The sequence below is a fragment of the Buchnera aphidicola (Pemphigus obesinymphae) genome, assembly GCF_026122815.1.
GTDB classification, from domain to species: Bacteria; Pseudomonadota; Gammaproteobacteria; order Enterobacterales; family Enterobacteriaceae; genus Buchnera_C; species Buchnera_C aphidicola_BJ.
Window position 1 is genome coordinate 1 of the sequence record NZ_JAIWQW010000025.1, and the last position, 2485, is coordinate 2485.

Genomic DNA, 2485 nt, shown 5'->3' on the forward strand with positions numbered 1-2485 from the left:
TTTTTTCATCTAAAGAAAATATTTTTTGTGCTTTTTTCTTTCTAATGTTAAATATGTGTTGTGCTTTTCTATGTTTTAAAATTGAATTCAATCTTATTTCTTTACTTTTCCATTTTGCTTCGATCAAAGTCATTGGTTTAATTCCTTTTTTAATCAGATTTTTATTGATCCAGCCTAATTGCTGTTTTTTCGCATTATTTATTTTATTTTCAGAAATTCCAAATAATTTAAAAAATAATGGTGTTAAAATCATCATTTTAGGCATGTAATTTCCTATTATTTTATCCCACATTTTTTGGGATGTTACAAATCCCATTGGTTCCATGAATTCAGTGATTAATCTTGAAGCACGAGAAATAGATTTATTACCAGTTGCAGATACGGTAGACAAACCACATTCGTCAGATAGTTGTTCTACAGAAGCTTGTACTATTTGCGAAACAATATTGTAATGATATAGCATAGCATTGACCATTGCTCTCATAGCGTTAGCGCGATGTTCATTTAAACGCCTCATTCTTTTTATAGGCACTCCTGTTCTGGGATTTTTAGGTTGAATAATGTAGTTTAATTCACTTCGAGCTACATCAATTTCGGAAGCTTTTTTCATTGCATAGAGAATAAATGCAGGTCTTTTTTTGTTGTTTTTAGGTGTTGTGAATTTTGGTGATTTGTTGAGAATATAATTTTTTCTGGATGACATATGTTTAATCAATTTTAAGTTTAATAATAAATTATTAAGCCTTTATTATTAAAGTAAATGAATATTTTATATGTTACATAAAAAAAAATAAAATTCAACTAAAAAATAAACTTTACAACACAGTGATAGAAAACTATTATTGTATTTATTTGTCAAAGATGAAAAAATTAGATGTCGGTTATGCAATTAAAATGGTTTAATTGGATTTTATTTTTTTTTATATACAAAACATTTTTTTAAAATCACAGGGTTAAAAATGGAAAAAATTATTGAAAAAATAATATATGCTTCTCGTTGGTTAATGTTTCCCGTTTATGTAGGTTTATCATTTGGTTTTATATTATTAACAGTTAAGTTTTTTCAACAAATTATTTATGTTATTCCTGATATATTGATCATGTCTGAATCGGGATTGGTTCTAATCGTTTTGTCTTTAATTGATATTGCTTTAGTCGGTGGTTTATTAGTTATGGTAATGTTTTCAGGTTATGAGAATTTCATTGCGAAAATGGAAACTAATCATGAATTAAAAAGGTTAGGTTGGATGGGAACTATGGATGTAAACTCTATTAAGAACAAGGTTGCTTCATCTATAGTTGCTATTTCTTCTGTCCATCTTCTACGTTTATTTATGGAAGCGGAAAAAATATCTAATGATAAAATCATGTGGTGTATTGTTATACATTTAACTTTTGTTTTTTCTGCTTTCGGTATGGCCTATATTGATAAAATGAGTAAAAAGAAATGAACAATTCATGAAATTTATTATGAAAATTTTCCTTTTTTTTAAATTAGATATTTTTGCTGTCTTTTTTTAGATTACAATATTCTTTATCCACCATTTCTTTTAGACCATTAGATCCAAGTTCAGTCAATTCTTCAGTTGAATAACGATTTATTATAGAATATAGTATCTTTTTTTTTATGCTTCTTTCATCACAGGTATGATTTTTCTTTGTTTTTTTAATTGTCATTTTTTTGTTTATTTCTTTTTTGTTTATCATTTTTTCTTTTTTTATGTCAAAAAAAAGAAAAAATAAAGGTGTTAATATTATTTTTTTAGATATTACATCAGTATTTTTATTTTTTTCTTTTTTTATTTTAATAAACCCCATTGGTTCCATGAATTCAGTGATTAATCTTGAAATACGAGATATCGATTTTTTACCAGATTTTGAAAAAGTAGATAAACCGCATTCATCTGAAATTTGTTTTATGGGAATTTTTATGTAATTTGAATTTATATCTAAATGGTATATCATGGCTTTTATTACGGCTTCTATTGCTTGAATACGGTGTTTGTTTAAACATCTTTTTCTAGATAAAATTTTTCCGTTGTTTTTATTGATGAATAACATATTTTTATTTAAAATTTTACTTTTCTTATTTTTACCAAACATCTTTTCCATAATTTCAATTATGAATTTGGATATTTTTTTATTTTCTTTAGGTGGTATAAATTCAGGAAAAAAATTATTTATATAATTTTTTTTTGATTCTTTTCATAAATGTGTTCTTAATTTGTTTTTTTTACATATTATCATTGAATTTTAATATTCACAATAGCGCATATTTTTTTTAAACATAAATATAATAAATAAAAATGAGGTATGTTTATTTATTAAAAGGTATTTTTGAATAATTTTTTAGTGTTGTTTTTTCATCTAAAGAAAATATTTTTTGTGCTTTTTTCTTTCTAATGTTAAATATGTGTTGTGCTTTTCTATGTTTTAAAATTGAATTCAATCTTATTTCTTTACTTTTCCATTTTGCTTCGATCAA

4 protein-coding genes are annotated in these 2485 nt (G+C 24.2%); 1 reads left to right on the forward strand and 3 read right to left on the reverse strand.

Annotated features, from left to right (window positions below; translation table 11 throughout):
• Positions 1-703 (reverse strand): plasmid replication initiator RepA (repA, locus tag LDP10_RS02785; protein ID WP_265197226.1); only part of this gene is annotated, 703 nt, incomplete at its 3' end.
• A gap of 256 nt (positions 704-959) precedes the next feature.
• On the opposite strand from repA (LDP10_RS02785), the gene LDP10_RS02790 reads away from it, so the two are divergent.
• Positions 960-1451 carry a TIGR00645 family protein gene (locus LDP10_RS02790; protein WP_265197227.1) on the forward strand — a complete coding sequence of 164 codons (492 nt, stop codon included), beginning with the start codon at positions 960-962 and terminating at the stop codon, positions 1449-1451.
• Positions 1452-1494: 43 nt separating this feature from the next.
• On the opposite strand, the gene repA (LDP10_RS02795) is transcribed toward LDP10_RS02790, so the two are convergent.
• Together repA (LDP10_RS02795) and LDP10_RS03575 are read right to left on the reverse strand one after the other, a co-directional pair.
• The gene (gene repA, locus LDP10_RS02795) at positions 1495-2184 is read right to left on the reverse strand and encodes a plasmid replication initiator RepA (protein WP_265197228.1); all 690 of its coding nucleotides are present in this window, start codon (positions 2182-2184) and stop codon (positions 1495-1497) included.
• Positions 2185-2317: 133 nt separating this feature from the next.
• A complete protein-coding gene (locus LDP10_RS03575) occupies positions 2318-2485 on the reverse strand; it encodes a RepA family replication protein (protein ID WP_414734440.1) in 168 nt (55 codons plus the stop codon).